This is a genomic window from Rhodococcus sp. 15-649-2-2 (assembly GCF_002258645.1).
Classification (GTDB): Bacteria; Actinomycetota; Actinomycetes; order Mycobacteriales; family Mycobacteriaceae; genus Rhodococcoides.
On record NZ_NPFM01000002.1, the window covers coordinates 138,783 to 157,062 of the forward strand.

Annotated in this window: 14 protein-coding genes; 7 read left to right on the forward strand and 7 right to left on the reverse strand. The window is 59.0% G+C overall.

Annotated features, from left to right (window positions below):
- Positions 1-46 precede the first annotated feature (46 nt).
- Both CH305_RS01415 and CH305_RS01420 read right to left on the reverse strand, forming a co-directional pair.
- Complete coding sequence (locus CH305_RS01415) at positions 47-1,528, reverse strand: aldehyde dehydrogenase (protein WP_094702219.1); 1,482 nt, start codon at positions 1,526-1,528, stop codon at positions 47-49.
- A gap of 53 nt (positions 1,529-1,581) precedes the next feature.
- Complete coding sequence (locus CH305_RS01420; protein WP_143545223.1) at positions 1,582-2,967, reverse strand: MFS transporter; 1,386 nt, start codon at positions 2,965-2,967, stop codon at positions 1,582-1,584.
- Between the two features lie 291 nt (positions 2,968-3,258).
- Here CH305_RS01420 and CH305_RS01425 point away from each other — a divergent pair, with 291 nt between their 5' ends.
- Entirely contained in the window at positions 3,259-4,041 is a 783-nt protein-coding gene (locus CH305_RS01425) for an IclR family transcriptional regulator (RefSeq protein ID WP_094702223.1), read from the forward strand.
- A gap of 33 nt (positions 4,042-4,074) precedes the next feature.
- Here CH305_RS01425 and CH305_RS01430 read toward each other — a convergent pair whose 3' ends face one another.
- The 3 genes from CH305_RS01430 to CH305_RS01440 form a co-directional block, all read right to left on the reverse strand.
- The gene (locus CH305_RS01430) at positions 4,075-5,421 is read right to left on the reverse strand and encodes an MFS transporter (protein ID WP_256983444.1); all 1,347 of its coding nucleotides are present in this window, start codon (positions 5,419-5,421) and stop codon (positions 4,075-4,077) included.
- A 79-nt stretch (positions 5,422-5,500) separates the two neighbouring features.
- Entirely contained in the window at positions 5,501-6,880 is a 1,380-nt protein-coding gene (locus tag CH305_RS01435; RefSeq protein WP_037189052.1) for an MmgE/PrpD family protein, read from the reverse strand.
- A 136-nt stretch (positions 6,881-7,016) separates the two neighbouring features.
- The gene (locus tag CH305_RS01440; RefSeq protein WP_094702227.1) at positions 7,017-7,772 is read right to left on the reverse strand and encodes an SDR family NAD(P)-dependent oxidoreductase; all 756 of its coding nucleotides are present in this window, start codon (positions 7,770-7,772) and stop codon (positions 7,017-7,019) included.
- Between the two features lie 1,366 nt (positions 7,773-9,138).
- Between CH305_RS01440 and CH305_RS28865 the strand changes: the two genes are divergently transcribed.
- Positions 9,139-9,321, forward strand: coding sequence for a hypothetical protein (locus tag CH305_RS28865; RefSeq protein WP_052047443.1), 183 nt, complete (start codon positions 9,139-9,141; stop codon positions 9,319-9,321).
- A gap of 131 nt (positions 9,322-9,452) precedes the next feature.
- On the opposite strand, the gene CH305_RS01455 is transcribed toward CH305_RS28865, so the two are convergent.
- Together CH305_RS01455 and CH305_RS01460 are read right to left on the reverse strand one after the other, a co-directional pair.
- Positions 9,453-10,412, reverse strand: coding sequence for an alpha/beta hydrolase (locus CH305_RS01455; protein ID WP_037189049.1), 960 nt, complete (start codon positions 10,410-10,412; stop codon positions 9,453-9,455).
- 898 nt (positions 10,413-11,310) lie between these two features.
- Positions 11,311-12,114 (reverse strand): exodeoxyribonuclease III, encoded by an 804-nt coding sequence (locus tag CH305_RS01460; protein WP_256983445.1) that lies wholly within the window; start codon positions 12,112-12,114, stop codon positions 11,311-11,313.
- 738 nt (positions 12,115-12,852) lie between these two features.
- Between CH305_RS01460 and CH305_RS01470 the strand changes: the two genes are divergently transcribed.
- The 5 genes from CH305_RS01470 to CH305_RS01490 all read left to right on the forward strand — a co-directional run bounded on the left by CH305_RS01470 (position 12,853) and on the right by CH305_RS01490 (position 18,194).
- Positions 12,853-14,304, forward strand: a complete 1,452-nt coding sequence (locus CH305_RS01470) for an NAD(P)/FAD-dependent oxidoreductase (protein WP_094702231.1) — start codon at positions 12,853-12,855, stop codon at positions 14,302-14,304.
- Between the two features lie 134 nt (positions 14,305-14,438).
- A complete protein-coding gene (locus CH305_RS29720; protein WP_082323718.1) occupies positions 14,439-14,678 on the forward strand; it encodes a DUF3263 domain-containing protein in 240 nt (79 codons plus the stop codon).
- A 451-nt stretch (positions 14,679-15,129) separates the two neighbouring features.
- Positions 15,130-16,266, forward strand: coding sequence for a Re/Si-specific NAD(P)(+) transhydrogenase subunit alpha (locus tag CH305_RS01480; protein WP_094702233.1), 1,137 nt, complete (start codon positions 15,130-15,132; stop codon positions 16,264-16,266).
- A 159-nt stretch (positions 16,267-16,425) separates the two neighbouring features.
- Complete coding sequence (locus CH305_RS01485; RefSeq protein ID WP_094702235.1) at positions 16,426-16,752, forward strand: NAD(P) transhydrogenase subunit alpha; 327 nt, start codon at positions 16,426-16,428, stop codon at positions 16,750-16,752.
- A complete protein-coding gene (locus tag CH305_RS01490) occupies positions 16,752-18,194 on the forward strand; it encodes an NAD(P)(+) transhydrogenase (Re/Si-specific) subunit beta (RefSeq protein WP_094702237.1) in 1,443 nt (480 codons plus the stop codon). Before CH305_RS01485 ends, CH305_RS01490 begins: the two co-directional genes overlap by 1 nt.
- The last annotated feature ends 86 nt before the right edge of the window (positions 18,195-18,280 follow it).

An 18,280-nucleotide genomic window follows, 5' to 3' on the forward strand; every position in this document is an offset into this window, starting at 1 on the left:
GCGTCTCTCTCTTTCGTATTCCGATCTCAACGATCAACGATCCGACTCAGCGCATCACGAAAGCATTGGATGGTGCACCGTCGTCGGTGGCGATAACAATGCTTTTGGTATCGAGATATCCGTCCACGGCTTCGATTCCGTGTTCGCGACCCAAACCGGACTGTTTGGTACCGCCGAATGGAACCATGTAGCTGTACGTACGGTAGGTGTTCACCCACACGGTGCCGACGTCGAGGGCCTTCGACATTCGTAGCGCGCGCCCGACGTTTTCGGTCCACACGCCAGCCACGAGGCCATACGCCACGTCGTTACCGAGGGCGATCGCGTGCTTCTCGTCCTCGAATTCGATGATCGAAAGGATGGGGCCGAACACCTCCTCCTGCGCGATCCGCATGTCGTTGGTGACGTCTGTGTAGATTGTCGGCTCGATGAACTGACCACCGGTCAGATCCGAGCCACTGGCCGGCTTTCCGCCGAGAAGGCAACGAGCTCCTTCGGCGTTTGCAATGTCGATGTAGTCCAGTACTTTTCGATATTGCGGTGGTGTAGCGATGGGGCCCACATTGGTCAGTGGATCGTTCGGATCGCCGAGTCGGATGCTGCGGGCAATCTCCACCAACTTTTCAGTGAACGCGTCCTTGATGGAACTGTGGACGAGCAACCTCGACCCGGCGGAACACATCTGGCCCGAAGCACCGAAAATCCCCGAGACCACTCCTGTCGCAGCCTTGTCCAGATCCGCATCCTCGAACACGATGTTCGGTGATTTTCCGCCCAGTTCGAGCGACACGCGCTTCATCGTGCGGGCGGCGCTCTCGTACACCTGTGCCCCGGTCGTATCGGACCCGGTAAAGGTAATCTTCGCGACATCGGGATGTTCCACGAGCGCCGAGCCGACGTCCGGGCCGAGTCCTGTCACGACATTGAACACACCGGCTGGGAACCCGGCCTGCCTGGTCAGCTCGGCGAATTCCAATGTACTGGCAGAAGCGAATTCCGACGGTTTCACGATCACGGTGCACCCGGCGGCCAGAGCCGGTGCACACTTGACCGCCGCGAACCACAGCGGCGAATTCCACGCAGTGAGAGCTGCGACAACCCCGATCGGCTCTCGGTACGTGAAAGCAACCGAATCGGACTTCTCTATGGGAATTGTCGATCCCTGAATTTTGTCAGCAAACCCGGCGTAGTAGTACCAAACCTCAGCAAGCGACGCCAACTGTCCGTTGACTTCAGCGAGAAGCTTTCCGTTGTCACGAACCTCGACGGCTGCCAAGTGATCGGCGTTCGCGAGGACGAGATCACCCAACCGGCGCATGATCTTCCCGCGCGCCGATGCCGACATCGACGACCACGGTCCATCGGTCATTGCGCGGCGCGCTGCCGATACCGTCCGTGTGACATCGTTCTGGTTACCGAGAGGGATCTGTGCCCACGCTTCACCTCGATAAGGATCGACGGTGTCGGTCCATTTCCCTCCGTCGGGGTCGACCCAATCTCCGTCGACGAACAGCTGATACTTCTTCATAGTCGGTTCCCTTCGTGCGATTTGTCATGCGAGAAATGCCCTTGCGAGTTCGATCACGGCGCAGGTCGAGCTCCGGCTGCACCGTGCACTGTGGCGGCAACTCCGTCGGTCGTGTATTCGGCCAGCTCGATGTGACGGCCCTCGTCGAGATTGGACACCGCGTATACGGATCCGACAATCACTGCCAAGGTGAACACCATCACCAAGCTTGTGCCACCTACGGCGGCGAGAGCTGCTGCAACGAATGGTGCCGGGGCCGAGAAGATCAGGTTGGCGAACGTATGCGACAGGGCAGCGCCTGAGAAGCGCACCTCGGTCGGAAACTGCTCCGCGAACAGTGCAGGCTGAGCGCCGCTGAGGAATTGAATGGAGCACAAGACCAAGGTCACTATCAAGCCTGTGACGAGTGCGTTCGCGCTGGCAAGGGTGAAGAAGAGCAAGATTCCGGCGAAGCAGCTTGCAAGTCCGATGTAGAAGACTCTTCTACGTCCGATGCGGTCACACACCCATCCACCGGCGATCGAGAAGAGGATGGATACGCCGTTGGCAATCATCAGGATCACGAACGCCGTCTGCGAGGACATCCCCGTCTCACTCGGAAGGTAGCTCAGCCCGTACACCGCGATCAAGTAGAAACTGAGTGACGAGCCGCCCCAGGCAAGAGTCAGCATGAAAACCTTGCGGGGGTGCGTCTTCAAGACCGACAGTCCGGCACTGCGGGACTTCTCGATCTTTTGCTCGACAGCACTGTTGACGACGAACGCCGGGGTTTCCTCGAGCTTCATTCGAATGAAGACGGCTACGACGACGATAAGGATGCTGCCGAGGAACGGTACCCGCCAACCCCACGACTCGAATTGCTCCTGGCTGAGTGTTGCACTGAGAACGACCAAAGCGAGGTTCGCGAGTACCTGACTGACCGGCGAGCCAACGATGATGAACGAGCCCAGTAGTCCTCGCCGGCTCTTGTCGCCGTGCTCCATCGTCATGAGTTGGTTTCCGATGGCTTCGCCGCCCAACGAAAATCCTTGAACGAACCTGAGACCCACGAGCACAGCGGCAATAACGAACCCCTGTCCCGTCGGCAAAAAACCGATCAGGATCGACGAGCCGCCCATGAGAATCAGCGTGGCGAACAAAACGGGCTTACGCCCATGTCGATCACCGAGATGGCCGAATACCACCGCACCTACCGGTCGTGCGACGAACCCGACGCCGAACGTCGCGAACGACGCCAGGAGCGCACCAGTCGACCCCAGACTGTGGAAGAACAGGACCGGGAACAGTGTGGCGGCGAGAGCGCCGTACACGGCAAAATCGAAATACTCCAGAGCAGACCCCAGCGTGCCACTCACGACGGCGCGAGTCTCCATCGTTCTGGGATGCGTACGCGCGGCCGGGATAGGAACCGCCGACTTGGGTTGACTACCTGTGGTCACTTCATTCTCCGAATCTCTCCATTGAGTCGCCAGGCGGTCGCTGCGGTGGACCGGGGCCTGAACGTCCCGATACGGAATAGCTGATCGATTTTTGGTATCGATGTTGCTTCGATCACAACTCCCCTGATCCCATTAACCCCTGTCCGTAGACCCACGTCCAATACCGACATCCGAACACCCGGATAGCCGCTTCCTATTGCCCGCGTATCTTCGCGATGCTTCTTGACCCGACGTTTCATATATGAAACTATTCGGAAATCACGACGACTACCGCGAAAGTTGGGCTAGGAATTGAGCGCAGAAGCACAGGATCAGAAGTACCGAGCGCCCGCCCTGGCGAAGGGTCTCGACATTCTCGAGCTTCTCGCTTCAACCGAAGACGGTCTTGCTCAGGCCGAAATCGGTAAGCAACTGGGAAGAACGACATCTGAGATCTTCCGAGTTCTGATGGTGCTGCGCGAGCGAGACTACGTCCAGGTCGATGAAGCCGACCGTTACCGACTGACGACAAAGTTGTTCGAGATGGCGCACCGCACCCCTACGATTCAGCGTCTCACTGCAATTGCAGGGAGCGAGATGCAAAAGCTTGCCAATCGTATCGGCCAGAGCATTCACCTCTGCATCCTTCATTCTGGTCAATTACTCGTCGTCGCTCAGGTCGATTGCCCCGATACCAACGTGCACACCGTTCGGCTGGGTGCGCTTATTCCGATCGATAATTCCGCATCCGGCCGGGTACTTGCCTCGCAAATGGATCCCGGCGACCTCGACATTTTACTTACCCTTGCCGGGCCCGGTGACAATGACCAACGCACCAGGTTTTTAGCAGATCTCGCCCAGGTACGGGCAGCAGGCTACTGTCAAGGCAGATCCCTTACGATCGAAGGTGTCACGAACATTTCTGCACCTGTCTTCGACTTCACCGGCAATGCCGTGGCTGCGATGACTACCCCGTTCATACACCGACTGACGGGAACCGGAAATGTAGATCCAGACCATGCTCGGTCGTTGTTGGTACAGACTTGCGAAAGCCTTTCCCGCAGAATGGGAGCTGGAGCAAGTTGGAAACACTGATCTTGAATCGGATACCGTTTCAACTCAATCGGCTCAGCTCCGCTGCGCCTTTTCGATCCGGTTACTGCGCGAGGGGTCTCGCTGCGGAACCTTGACGAAAAGCAATAGAATGAAGGCCAGAGATAGTGCGACCAACGGGACGCTCATTCCGACGATGATGTCGCCGGGGGTCGCTATCTTACCGATGAGGAACGGTCCGAAAAACCCGCCTGCGGAGGCGAGCGAGTTGATCACTGCAATACCGACAACGGCCTGGCGCTTGGTCAGAACCTCGCTGATCAAGGCCCAATATGTCGGAATGTTCCCGATGACGCCGCATGCAAGCAGTATCAATCCGATCATCCCCAGCAGCGGCGAGTCTCGGAAGACACCCGTTGTGACAAGACCTACTATCGCAGTGGCAAAGCAGAGCAGAACAATCGGCTTTCGTCGACCACTGATATCGGCGTACCGAACCAAGAGCAACATCACGATGGCACCGCAGACGTACGGAATAGCTCCGTAAATTCCGATGCTGGTGGGTGAATATTGCGGATTCAGCTGGGACACAACCTGCGGGAGGAAGAACGTCATGCCGTACGTGGCAACTCCGGCAAGGGCATTGATGAGTCCGAGGTAGAGAACCTTGCGATTCTTCAGTGTCTTGAGCTCACTCGAGTGCTCCTGATCGTCGTCCGGCATTGCCGCGTACTCGTCCGCAATCGAAGTCTCCAGCCAATTTTTCTCATCGTCGTTGAGCCACTTCGCTTTGTTCGGACGGTCCGCCAACGTCAGCAAGATCCACACTCCGAGCAGGACTGGGGGCAAGCCTTGCAGGATGAAGATCCAGCGCCATGAACTGAGCCCGAACCATTCGACGTGATCGAGAATTAGCCCACCGCTGAGGCTACCGACGATGAGGGCGAACGGCATTGCAAGTGCCATCACACCTATCGCGCGGCCGCGATCGTTGTTGAGGAACCAAAACGTCAAAAACAGAATTAGCCCCGGGAACAACCCCGCTTCAGCGATGCCGAGCAAAATTCGTGCGACGTACAGTTGGGTAACGGAGTGTACGAATCCGGTTGCAACAGTGACCAAGCCCCAGGTAATCGCGATCCGCGCCAGCCATACCCTCGCACCGACCCGAGCAAGGATGATATTGCTCGGAACTTCCAAGAGCACGTAAGCGAGAAAGAAAATTGCCGCAATTGCACCGTAGGTTGCCACATCGATGCCGAGCTCACTACCCATCGTGAGTTGGGCATAGCTGATCGATGAACGATCCATATAGTTGAACGCATACAGCAGAAAGACAATCGGCAGGATCGTCTTGCGTACTTTTCTGACAACGGCCTTGCCGTCGACCGGCGAACTTACCGGCTGAGGATTTGTAGTCACCGCGCTACCTCCATCTTGATTGGACCAGAATGGTTTGAACAGGAATTTAGGAAATCAATACTTCTACGACAACGACCGCTCAGCGAACGAGCTCGATGATTTCGGTCAGGTTGTTGCACTCCTCCAACCCCCAGAGCAGGGTCGTCACGCGGTCGATGTCATCCGTCGGTAATGGCCGAATAGACACACGTGCACAGTCATCGAACTTCTTGGCCAGCTCTTCTACAGTCATCGGTCGCTCCGGCGTGCCTGGAACATCGGAACCCCGGCGGGTAAAGATTTGTCCGTTACGAAGTTGCACCTCAACTTTGCCATCCGGCAATTTCAGATCCCAGTTGAGTTCGGCATCCTGTACCGGAACCACCTTGCTCGCCACCGAAAGGACTTCAGCATCTTTCAAAGTGTCAATAGAGAAGTCGGACAGAAGCATCGATCCCTTCACCAGTGCTACTGCGACTGTGAACGGTAGCGAGAACTTAGCGTCCATCATGGTTTGAGGTGCTTGTCGAGCGTGGAGTGGGAGAGCCATCCGTTCTGCGAAGTTGCCCACGTACACTCTGACCTCGGCGATGTCGGCAGCGTCGAAGGGGTTTTCGCGTACCAGCTCGATTGCGGCATGAATATATGTGTGCGCGTTTCCGACCGCTGGCCAGTACTTGTACGTCATGCCTTCGCTCAGGTAGTCGACTCCCAGGCCCGCAAGCATTTTCGCACGGTCGAAATTGCCACCGAAGTAGACATTGAAAATTCCGGCCTCCCCCTCGAAGAGGTTCTGCATTCCATGCATACCCTTCCCTGCCAGGAGAGTTGCATTCACACAGCTTTGAGCAATGAATCCCGCGTACAGACCACGGACATCGCTACCGACACCGAATATCTGCTCCATGGTGCCGCCCGCGGTGAGGCTCGAGATGCCCAACGAGTGGGCTATTTGCTCTGCGGTCAGCCCCATCAAGGAGCCACAGGCGGCAGTGCCCGAGTACGTCCCGACGACACTCGACAGATTCCAGTCCATGTTCCATCCGACATTGCAACGGAGCCGGATGAACAACTCTTGCCCGATCGCCACCGCAGTGATGAGGTCCTTGCCGGTCACGGAGCCCTTGCGTTCGGCCAGAGCGAGGAGAGCCGGCACAAGTGAGCTGTCCGGGTGCGCACCCCACGGAGTCTGACTGTCGTAGTCGAGACCGTGTGCGAGAGTGCCGTTCGCGAAGGCCGCGGCCGCGGCGGGGACGCGGCCACCGAAGCCGAGGATGCTTGCTTCTTCCTTACCACCCGCATCGGTGACAAGCTCGACGATCGGTCTGACAGCGGGCTCCATTCCACTTGCGCCCAGAATTACTCCAATTGTGTCGAGAATGCTCTTCTTGGCGGCCTCGACCGCGCCAAGCGGCAAGTCCACATATCGGGTGTTTGCAGCGAACTCTGCAAGGTCCTGAGAGAGGTCACGATTCGTCATCGTCAGTTTTCTCCAATTAAGTGATTGGTGTTTTCGGGTTATCGGGGTGGCCGTTTCGACGGCAATGCAGATCTCGAAACAGCAGGCCGCCGATACAAAGTGTCGGTGGTGACCAAGCACCACCACTTCTGTGCCCCTAGAGGCAAGCGGTCTGTCCGCCGTCCACCGAAACGACTGAGCCCGTCATGAAGCTGGCGTCATCGCTGAGCAGAAAAGCGATCGCCGCCGCAATTTCTTCGGGATAACCGATTCGACCAATTGGATGTTTTGCGTTGATCGATGCAGCCTTCACCGGGTCGTTCATCATGTAGTCGGTGAGCGGTGTTCTGGTCATTCCGGGGGCCACCGCATTGACGCGTATCCCTAACGGTCCCAACTCAGGGCACATCGATTTCGTGATTCCGGAGATCGCGAACTTAGACGCGACGTACGAGAGCCGGTTCGGCACACCGAGAATGCCTGCCCCTGAGGAGATATTCACGATCGCCCGCGGTCCCTGGGCGTCCTTCACGGCCAGCACGAAGGCCTGGCACATGTTTATTGTGCCGTCAAGATTGACAGACATGATCTTGCGATGCGCCTCAGGGTCAAGGTCGACGATTGTTCCTGCACCGGTGATTCCGGCGCAATTGACGAGCCCATTGATACCGCCGAGCTTCTGTCGCGTCGTGTCGAGAAGATTCACGGCTGCGGCGTGGTCGCAGACATCCAGCACCGCTCCGTGCACGCGGTCTGCGTTGGACACGTTGGCGATTGCCGCGTCTACCGCCTCCTGCGTCACGTCCACGACGACAACGGTCGCACCCTCGTCGATCAACCGAGCCGAGGTCGCGGCACCAATTCCGCTACCCGCGCCTGTCACAACGACAGTCCGTCCTTCAAATCGCAACATCACTCAATCTCCTACTGATCGGCAGAGGCGCTCAAGCTCACACCTGACGTTGGATGTGATGAGACGCACTTTCGTACATGAAAGAGCGTTTCATATATAGAGGATGCCGTCAAGGCCCGTGAACCCACCGGCTGGGGCGGTCGCTTCAGATCGAGAACCACGACCAGCGCCAGCAGGTCGACTGGGCAGAGGTCCCGCGCTTGCCGGCACTGGCGTTGTAGGGCAGCTCGTTTCGGCAAATCCGTCGGGGTCGACAACAATCGGCGAGTTCTCCTGGGGTTGGCATAAGCCGACTTCGGTCAGGCAACGATGACGATGCAGTTATGCGCCTGAACCACATCGAGGACCATCGGTGACGTCCGGTATTCACCCCAGCCCGGGTTACACGGCCTCGCTGACATTTCAAGCTGTCTCTCAACAACGCGAAGAATCCACAGCGACGGCCGCGAAGCCTCGGTCCGGGGTACGCATCCGGGCGAACCGGATCCGTTCTGCCCCGCCTCCCCCGGGAACACAGCGCAGCTGCGGGCGGACTCGAGCGGCGGTCGCAACGTGCCTGATACCTGCGAATATGCGTGTTGATTCACCCGGGTTTCTCACGTCAGGTTCGGATGCCGCTCTGGTCACTGCGTAGCACTGGTGTGCGGCCGCGGTCGACGCCTCGGTCGAGAGGCCGATTCTTGTCGTTCGAGGAACTGGAGTTCATCGCCAACGGCGTCCGGGACGAGTGGACAATGCCCGCCATCGCGCCGCGCCTGGACCCAGCAGCGCCGATCCTGATTCGAGAATTCGAACAGCACAGCTATTCAGTGGTCCTCGCAAGGATCACCGGGCCCAGCGTGCTGCCCGTAAGTCAGTCACAACCCAAAATCTCGTAGCTGGCATCGACCAGCTGCTTCGGGAACGGGTGCAGGTGCTTCTCGAATGGAGAACTCGCCGAGCAGATCTCGGCGACATTGAGGAAGGAAGTTCCCCACTCGGCGAAGGTGCGTGCATCGCACGAAACGATCTACCGAACCCGCTATGGTCAAAGTGAAGCCGGAAGCCCAAGGAGCTGCGCAGGCAATCCCCTGACGGGCGAACCTGTGAAACTTACGCACGTGCGTACCACCGAGCGCGAATCCCGCGGATGCTCAACATCTCCGACCAGCCCGCCGATGTCGCCGATCGAAGCGTTCCCGGCCACTAGGAGGATGATCTGATCATCGAGACCAAGGGCGGGTCGACGATCTGGACGCAAGTGGTGATGTTTGTGTATTGCCCATCGCTTATTCGGCGTCGTGGGTCAATGATGCGATGAGGGCAAAGATCGCGGAACTGCCTGCGAACCTGGACCCTTCGCTTGGCAGGGATCAGGGTCGGGGAGATGGCCAGATATGCCGAGATCAAAATCGCCACGGGAGCGCAGATCCAGTTCTGCGATCCGCACTCCCCGTGGCAGAGGGGCACCCACGAGAACACCAACGGTCTGCTCCGTCAGTACGTCAAAAAGGTACCGACCTGTCAGCGCACGACCCCGAGCGATCCGACGTGGTCGCGGTCCTACTGAACCCCCGCACCCGCGCAGCCCTGGGATGGGCTACTCCGTTCGAGGAGCAGGAGAGACGAGGGGCTCGTTGCGACCACCACATGAACGCGTCGCGCTTCCCGCACCAGATCGACGCGCCGGTCGTCAGTGGATTATCGGACAAAGCTTTCGCTGAAGAATTGTGAAATCTTGTCGAACGGGATGAGGTCTGTGCGATCGTAAAAGTCGATGTGTCGAGCGCCAGGGACCACGACAAGCTCCTTCGGCTCGGCAGCCTGCTCGTAGACTGTGTCACTGAAGTATCGAGAGTGAGCATGCTCGCCTGTGATCAACAGGATCGGCCGCGGCGAGATGTCCGGCAAATGAGCCAACGCGCCAAAGTTGATGTGCGAGGGACTACTTGTGACAGTGAATCCGCCGATCGACCGAGGGTGGCGACCGCGGTCGGTCACGTAGTACTCGTGGAATTCCGCCGTGACCGGATCGACGGCGTCGGGATTGAACTCGGAGGGAAAGACCGGCGTCAGCGCCGGCTCACCTGAATCTACGTCCAACCAGCGCTGCGCGGCGATGGCTTGCAGTGCTGCCCGACGCTCCTGGTCGGTTTGGGAGTCGAGCCATCCGCCTCGCGCGATGCGGTTGATGTCGTATAACGCGGAAGTTGCAACAGCTTTGATTCGAGGGTCGACCTGGGCTGCGTTCAGCGCGAAGCCCCCACTTCCGCAAATGCCGACAGCACCGATTCGGTTGCGGTCGACGTAGCCGAGCGATCCCAGATAGTCGACTCCTGCACTGAAATCCTCAGCAAAGATTTCGGCCGACGACGCGTGCCGTGATTCACCGCCGCTTTCCCCATTGAAGGAGGGATCGAATGCAAGGGCGACGAACCCGCGTCTGGCGAGTTCGTTGGCGTACACACCGGGGCTCTGCTCTTTCACTCCACCATAAGGCGGTCCGATCACGATTGCCGATTGCGGAACCGACCTGTCGACGTCCTTCGGCGTGTACAGGTCGGCGGCGATGACGATCCCGTATCGGTTCTTGTACCGAACGGGAGTTCGCGTGACCTCGGTCGATGGAGAGAACGTGAGATCGCCTTCTTCTTGTGCCATGGCGACTAGAGCTCCTTCTTGATCGGGTTCCGATCAGCCAGACCCGACTGACCAGCGATAGTGAACGTGCAAGCGTGGTTTCGAGTGGGGAGGCAGGCCGGGACTACGGGGGGGTGCCCGACACACCCCGCTGATACGAAGCTCGCCGTGTTGTGGACAGGTGGACGAGGTAGAAAACAGATTTGCCGTGCAGAGCTTTCTGACGACACGGCGGGCTCGTTTAGGCTCCGAGGACGTTGACTCCGTGCTGGTGCGGGGCTACGCCGCGACGAGGTCGCAGTCTCGGCTGGGGTGAGGATCGAGTGGCATAGCCGGCTGGAAAGTGCACACATCAACCGTATGTCGGATGAAGCAGATGTCTACCGATCGATGAAGTTGACCCTAATATCCCGACAGAATTCCTCGCCGAGGCGGACCGTTATTAGGTCACGGCGTCCGCATCATTCCTGCGGACCGTTCCGGATTGCTTGACATCGATTGTCCACGTTCCAGACGCATACGAACCTACCCGCACATGATCATCGTCCAGGACCAGAATATCCCCGCCTTGCATTAGGCGAACGAGGCATGTCATCGGGTAGCAGTCTGCTGCCCCATCGCTGATCACGTGGATACAGCTGCGGTTCGGACCCGAGTCGTAACGCCCTGAGACCTGACAGTCTTCTGCGATCGTTCCTCTCGTGTTCGTGGTCATTCAGCTGCTTTCGAGATCGTGTGAGTATCGGCTGACGGTCGGAGATCGGACTTCCAAGAACGACCTCGGACCAATTTGACAGCTTTCCCAGAGCCAAGTCCAGTATCGAAAGGCAATACGACTTATAGGCAAAAAGAGTAACTTCTCCTTGACGTCGGTCTCCGTGCGGTGCTGCAGGATAGAGTCCGCTGTGCAACGGCAGCTTCACCTTGCGCCCGAAGGGGGTGGGACCATCGGACCGAGGTCTCCATCGGGAGCCACATCCAGGTCCATCAGCACTGGGGCGTGGTCGCTGGGTCGTGATCCTTTTCGGGCACCGCGATCTACCCAGGCCGCACACACGCGTTGTGCCACAGGAGCACCCGACAGGATGATGTCGTAACGCACCCCAAGATTCTTGTGAAACATTCCGGCTCGATAATCCCAATAGGTGAACACACGCTCGTCAGGCCACCGCTGACGTACCACATCGTGCAACCCCAAAGACGTCAGTCGCAGAGCGACAGCGGCTTCTTCTTCGGTAGCCGCCACGCCGACCTCGAAGGCCTCGGGTCCGTACACATCAAGCAGAGACGGCGAGACATTCAGGTTGCCTGCCAGCACCACCGTATCCGGACCAGTTGCAACCAGTTCGCACAAGGCAGCCAGCCATTCGAGCCTGTAACGATGTTTGGGAGACGCATCGCCAGGCCCGCTGGGAACGTACAGAGAATGAAAGCTCACCCCGGCACACGTAGCCATGACGGCCCTACCTTGCGAACCCGCCAATCCCGATGCAACGTCATCGAGTCCGACACGAGAGAGGAGGGCTACGCCGTTTCGCCCACCCTCCCCTGTATGCGAGTACTCGTATCCACGTTCAGACAAATCGACGTCGAGCAAATTTGCAAAATCAGTATCCGAGACCTTGGTTTCCTGCAAGCAAACTACATCGGGTCGCCGCAAATCGAGCCAATCGACGAACTGAGTTCGTCGTTGCCTGATGGAATTGACGTTCCATGTGCTCACACGAATTTCTGTTCACCTCACCAAAGTTGCATTGCCGTCTTCTCGTCGAGTTGATGGGTGAACCCTAGTGCACTTTCGCATCCGACAATCGATCCATCACCGAGCGGACTGCCCAGATTCATTCGACTCACGTCGTACCGCGACGAGAATCCTGTTCGGTACCGATCCGAGGGCCGAACCGTCCACGACTGCAACCCAGGCGGATAGCTACCCGATGCCGCCGAACACAGCCTTCGCAACGCTGCACGTCGTCGTCGACGGCACCTAACGACCACCGGCACTCGTTACACGTACGCCTAGACGCAACCATCTTCTGCTCCGTCATGGTCTTGACCCGAAACGGCATACCCGTATTAGTTGATTCCAGCTCGAGTCCCCAGGCCACGCTAAGCGATCCGTTTCGCTACGGCGTCTGGCCATTGGAACACGAAGTACAGGGCACCCCGCGCCGGGGCTGGTTGGACGCGTGGGACAGTCTCTGTCATCGAGTACCAGCTCGAGATCTCGAGGCACCGTGGTCGCGGGCAAGAGCTTCTGCATCAGTCTGAATTGCTGAGATCAATAAGCGGTATCGAGTTTCGATATTGGACTTGACTCGCCGGATGGTGGATAAAGAAGGCGTATCTGTGACAGCACCTACCACTGCAGCGGATGCGCACAGTAGTGACCCCGACGGTTTCCTGATTCGGCGAATGCTCGACAGCCGTATCCCCGTCCCGGATATGGAAGGACACCACGATTCTCGTATCTGACACGCCCGAGCTCACCCCTGCTCTCGCGCAGCGCATCCACAGACACCACGTCGTCATCATCGGCTCCGGGTTCGGTGGATTGTTCGCGGCGAAACAGTTGCGTAAGGCCAATGTGGACGTCACTCTCATCGCGAAGACCACCCACCACCTTTTTCAGCCCCTGCTTTATCAGGTGGCCACCGGCATCCTCTCGGAGGGCGAGATCGCTCCATCGACACGGCTGATCCTCAAGAACCAGCACAACGCGTCGGTCGTCCTCGGCGACGTCACCACCATCGACATCGATAACAAGGTCGTCACCTCACGCTTCCTCGAGCGGATCACCGTCACCGAGTACGACAGCATCATCGTCGCCGCGGGCGCGGGCCAGTCTTACTTCGGCAACGACCACTTCGCCGAGTACGCACCCGGAATGAAGACCATCGACGACGCCCTCGAACTACGCGGACGCATCCTCGGCGCATTCGATCAAGCCGAAGCCGCCACCGATCCAGCCGAGATCGAAAGGCTGCTCACCTTCGTCGTCGTCGGTGCCGGACCTACCGGAGTCGAAATGGCAGGCCAGATCGCCGAACTCGCACACAAGACCCTCGACGGCACCTACCGCCACATCGACAGCCGCAACGCGCGCATCATTCTGCTCGACGCGGCCCCGAAGGTGTTGCCGCCGTTCGCGGATTCCCTCGGTCAGGCCGCCGCGAAGCGGCTGTCCAAGATGGGCGTGGACATTCAGCTCGGGGCGATGGTCACCGATGTCGACGCCGACGGTCTGTCCGTCAAGCACGCCGACGGAACGATCCGACGCATCTCGGCGCGCACCAAGGTGTGGTCTGCCGGTGTTGCCGCCAGCCCCCTCGGCAAGCAACTCGCCGATCAGTCTGGAGCCGAGGTCGACCGTGCCGGGCGCGTGCTGGTGGGCAAGGACCTCACGCTTCCCGGTCATCCAGAGGTGTTCGTGGTCGGCGACATGATGAGTCTCGACAAGCTCCCCGGTGTCGCGCAGGTTGCTATTCAGGGCGGACGTTATGCTGCACGGGTCATCGAAGATGGCGTCGAAGCTGTACGGGCGGGCCGAAAAATGCCTGCGCGCAGTGACTTCAAGTACTTCGACAAGGGCTCGATGGCCACGGTGTCTCGTTTCAGCGCCGTCGCGCAAGTCGGTCCGATCAAGATCACCGGGTTCATCGCCTGGGTCATGTGGCTGCTCGTCCACCTGCTTTACATCGTCGGCTTCCGCAGCCGACTGACCACCGTGATCTCCTGGCTGACGGCGTTCTTCTCCAAGGGGCGAGGTCAGCTCGCAGTGACCGAACAGCAGGTCGAGGCGAGGGCAGCAATGGTCTACTTCAACGCGCCGGATACGAGCGATGCAGGCATCGAAGTCACCGCACCGGAACCGGCGCTCGCCGCGCACCCACTGCAAGCGACCCGCGCGTAACCAGTAGAAACACGCACGATTCCGCCGAATGCAGTACTGCAAGCTCTCGGAAGAGGTAAAGCATTTGCCGTTGATCGGTCGGACTTCGCACATTTCTGATCGATTTTATGAAACTATGACCCGAAAGAGTAAACATGCTCCTGAAATCAGACAGAGCTATTTTGGATTTCGCTTTAAAGTGGCTCCCGTGGGGAGGGGGGTCTGACGAAGACATTATGGTTGGATTCGGACTATCGGCTGTGCAATTCTACTCACGCTTGCAGGCGTTTCTTGATTCCGGAGCGCGTCCGCAAGATCTGAACGAGACAAAAGTGATCGAATTATATCGACTGTGCAATTCACATCTTGCACAGGTTCGACGCCTGCGAAAGTAAGTCAATTCAGCACACACCAGATCTCGCACAACATTTCACGCTGGACTCTCTGCCTCCTTGCACACACTACATGCGTTGCGTCGGAACATGCCCTCGTCGGTCTGTCTCGAACGGCAGCTTTGGACGACACAGCCAATAACATCTTAGTCAATTCCGTGGGTACCAGATATTTGGACCGTCCGCCCCTCGCGAACAGAGATCCGGCCAAGCTTGATGCTGCGGCTGCAATCCAGCCGCTAGGTCGATTGGCTCGATCAATGGAAAAGCATCCATGATCGTCTTCCTGTGCATTTCAGCGGTGGCCTTCGCAACCCGGGGCACATGTTCCCGTCGACGGTGGATACCTGGACCGCTGACTTCTTTGCGGACATATGCCGGCCTAAATGAGCTCGCTCAAACATTATTTCGTTCCTACATTTCTACAAACTCGCTCTGATCAGAAAGCAACCCTATGACCGCTGATCCAAGAATTACGAGACACACCAAAGTCGGCGTCCTCCGCGAGTCATCGGACGGTGAACGCCGTGTGGCTCTGGTTCCCAAGATTGTTGGCTCCTTGATCGGCAGGGGTGTGGCGGTTGTTGTCGAGTCGGGGGCCGGTCTGTCCGCCCTCATTCCGGATCAGTTGTACGTCGAAGCAGGAGCCGAGATCGGCGACCCGTGGTCTGCCGACGTGGTGGTGAAAGTTGCCCCTCCCACCGACGCCGAAATAGCGAAATTGTCGCCGGGTACGACGTTGATCGGCTTCCTCGCACCTCGTAACGCCGACAACAAGATCGAGGCGCTCGCCGCAGCAGGAGTGCAGGCATTCGCCGTCGAGGCAATTCCGCGTATCTCTCGTGCCCAGGTGATGGACGCATTGTCCTCGCAAGCGAACGTCGCGGGTTACAAGGCAGTGATTCTGGCGGCGTCGGAGTCCACTCGGTTCTTCCCGATGCTCACCACTGCCGCGGGCACGGTGAAGCCGGCGACAGTACTTGTGCTCGGCGTCGGTGTCGCCGGTCTGCAGGCACTGGCCACGGCGAAGCGTCTCGGCGGTCGACCGACCGGGTACGACGTGCGTCCCGAGGTTGCCGATCAGGTGCGTTCGGTGGGTGCTCAGTGGCTCGATCTCGGCATCGATGCCGCTGGCGAAGGTGGGTATGCGCGTGAACTGACCGAAGACGAGCGCGCCCAGCAGCAGCAGGCTCTCGAAGAGGCCATCAAGGGCTTCGATGTCGTCATCACCACCGCATTGGTGCCGGGTCGTCCCGCGCCTCGTCTGGTCACTGCCGCAGCGGTCGAGGGCATGAAGCCCGGAAGTGTGGTCGTCGACCTCGCAGGTGAGACCGGCGGCAACTGCGAGCTGACCGAACCGGGCCAGACCGTCGTCAAGCACGACGTCACGATCGCCTCGCCGCTGAACCTGCCCTCAACGATGCCCGAGCACGCAAGCGAGCTGTACTCAAAGAACGTATCTGCACTGCTCGAGTTGCTGCTCGACGAGAACGGTGCCCTCGCACCCGACTTCTCCGACGAGGTCATAGCACAGTCCTGTGTGACCAGAGCGGAACCGGACGAGCAAAGCGAGACCGCAAATGCTGGCTGAAGTGACTTCTCTCGGACGTCCCGCGAAAGCAATGGCCGACCGGTTGACGTCACTTGTCGGCCACCTGGTTTCTGCCCTCAGCAAGCCCCTCGAAGCTCGGCATCTCAGCCTTGAATTGGACGCGGCATCGCGTTCCCTGATTCCGGACAGTGAGTATTGATGTACACCCCACTTCTCGCGAACATCGCGATTCTTGTGCTGGCCGGCTTCGTCGGCTTCGCGGTCATCTCCAAAGTTCCCAACACTCTGCACACGCCGTTGATGTCGGGCACCAACGCCATTCACGGCATCGTCGTGCTCGGCGCGCTCATCGTCCTCGGTCGCTTGCCGGAGGACGCGTCGTGGGGCGTGCGCATCATTGCGTTCGTCGCGCTGATCTTCGGCACGCTCAACGTCGTCGGCGGGTTCCTGGTCACCGACCGCATGCTCAGCATGTTCAAGTCCAAGCCGGTGCCCGCCAAGACCGAGAAGGGTGCCGACTCCTGATGAACAACCTTGTCAACATTCTCTACATCGTCGCTTTCGGCATGTTCATCTACGGCCTGATGGGTCTGACCGGTCCGAAGACCGCCGTGCGCGGCAACTGGATCGCCGCCGTCGGTATGGGAATCGCTGTGATCGCAACGCTGATCGAGGTGCGCGACGCCGCCGCGATCAACTGGATCCTCATCGCCGCGGGCCTGGCGATCGGTGTGCTCCTCGGAGTTCCACCGGCCAAGCGCACCAAGATGACGGCAATGCCGCAGCTAGTGGCACTGTTCAACGGTGTCGGCGGCGGCACAGTGGCGTTGATCGCGTGGGCCGAGTTCATCGAGACCGACGGATTCTCGGCATTCCAGCACGGTGAAGAACCGACGGTCCACATCGTCGTCGGATCCTTGTTCGCTGCCGTGATCGGTTCGGTGTCGTTCTGGGGCTCGCTGGTGGCGTTCCTCAAGTTGCAGGAACTGCTCAACAAGAACGTGGAAAAGGCGTTCGTCAAGAACGCACGAACCTTCCAGCTGACCAACATCGTCCTGCTGATACTCGCCGTGGCGGTCGCGATCTACATAGGAATCGAATCCACCCCGGGTCATGGCACCTCGGTCCTGTTCATCGTGCTGCTGCTCGTCGCTGCCGGTCTGATGGGCCTGTTAGTGGTCTTCCCGATCGGCGGCGCCGATATGCCCGTGGTGATCTCGCTGCTCAACGCTCTGACAGGTCTCTCCGCTGCGGCTGCCGGTCTCGCACTCGACAACACAGCGATGATCGTGGCAGGCACGATCGTCGGTGCCTCGGGCTCGATCCTGACCAACCTGATGGCAACAGCAATGAACCGGTCCATTCCGGCGATCGTGTTCGGATCGTTCGGAGGCGGCGGTGCCGACGCCGCTATCGGAGCAGACACATCCGGCGGCGTCGTCAAAGCAACGTCAGCAGCGGATGCAGCGATCCAGATGGCCTACGCCTCGCAGGTCATCGTCGTCCCCGGTTACGGCCTTGCCGTCGCGCAGGCCCAGCACGCAGTAAAGGACATGGCGGCAATCCTCGAAAGCAAGGGCGTTGAGGTGAAATACGCCATCCACCCCGTAGCGGGCCGTATGCCAGGGCACATGAACGTGCTTTTGGCCGAAGCCGACGTCGACTACGACGCGATGAAAGAAATGGACGACATCAACGGCGAGTTCTCACGCACCGACGTCACCATCGTGATCGGTGCCAACGACGTCACCAACCCGGCCGCGCGCAACGACCCGTCCAGCCCGATCCATGGCATGCCAATCCTGAACGTCGACGAGTCGCGCTCGGTGATCGTGCTCAAGCGCTCGATGAGCTCCGGCTACGCAGGCATCGACAACCCGCTGTTCACAGCCGACCGCACCTCCATGTTGTTCGGCGACGCCAAGAAGTCGGTCAACTCTGTGATCGAGGAGCTTAAAGCGCTCTAAACACCATTGTTGTAAGTGAAATGTAGGCCGGCTATCTCTTCGAGGTGCTAAACCACTCCGCAGAGATACCCGAAAGGTGATGACGC

What these genes read in the sequence shown, in the direction of transcription:
- CH305_RS01455 (WP_037189049.1), bottom strand. Translation starts at nt 10,412, where the DNA reads ATGGCACAAGAAGAAGGCGATCTCACGTTCTCTCCATCGACCGAGGTC.
- CH305_RS01435 (WP_037189052.1), bottom strand. Translation starts at nt 6,880, where the DNA reads ATGACGAATCGTGACCTCTCTCAGGACCTTGCAGAGTTCGCTGCAAAC.
- CH305_RS01490 (WP_094702237.1), top strand. Translation starts at nt 16,752, where the DNA reads ATGAACAACCTTGTCAACATTCTCTACATCGTCGCTTTCGGCATGTTC.
- CH305_RS29720 (WP_082323718.1), top strand. Translation starts at nt 14,439, where the DNA reads ATGCTCCTGAAATCAGACAGAGCTATTTTGGATTTCGCTTTAAAGTGG.
- CH305_RS28865 (WP_052047443.1), top strand. Translation starts at nt 9,139, where the DNA reads ATGGCCAGATATGCCGAGATCAAAATCGCCACGGGAGCGCAGATCCAG.
- CH305_RS01480 (WP_094702233.1), top strand. Translation starts at nt 15,130, where the DNA reads ATGACCGCTGATCCAAGAATTACGAGACACACCAAAGTCGGCGTCCTC.
- CH305_RS01440 (WP_094702227.1), bottom strand. Translation starts at nt 7,772, where the DNA reads ATGTTGCGATTTGAAGGACGGACTGTCGTTGTGACAGGCGCGGGTAGC.
- CH305_RS01415 (WP_094702219.1), bottom strand. Translation starts at nt 1,528, where the DNA reads ATGAAGAAGTATCAGCTGTTCGTCGACGGAGATTGGGTCGACCCCGAC.
- CH305_RS01485 (WP_094702235.1), top strand. Translation starts at nt 16,426, where the DNA reads ATGTACACCCCACTTCTCGCGAACATCGCGATTCTTGTGCTGGCCGGC.